This is a genomic window from Pseudomonas sp. PS01301 (assembly GCF_029960215.1).
GTDB classification, from domain to species: Bacteria; Pseudomonadota; Gammaproteobacteria; order Pseudomonadales; family Pseudomonadaceae; genus Aquipseudomonas; species Aquipseudomonas coleopterorum.
Genome location: NZ_JASCPM010000156.1, coordinates 1 through 255, shown reverse-complemented (window position 1 = coordinate 255; position 255 = coordinate 1). Strand labels below are relative to the sequence as shown.

Sequence of the window (255 nt, the reverse complement as noted above, 5' to 3'; positions counted from 1 at the left end):
TGGGGTACGGTTCCTGGTTACCTGAAGCTTAGAAGCTTTTCTTGGAAGCATGGCATCAACCACTTCGTCGTCTAAAGACAACTCGTCATCAGCTCTCGGCCTTGAAATCCCGGATTTACCTAAGATCTCAGCCTACCACCTTAAACTTGGACAACCAACGCCAAGCTGGCCTAGCCTTCTCCGTCCCTCCATCGCAATAACCAGAAGTACAGGAATATTAACCTGTTTTCCATCGACTACGCTTTTCAGCCTCGC

The 255-nt window shown here is 49.0% G+C and carries 1 rRNA gene; it reads right to left on the bottom strand.

The window, feature by feature from the left end:
* Nucleotides 1–255, bottom strand: a 23S ribosomal RNA gene (locus QMX89_RS22850); the annotation flags it as partial.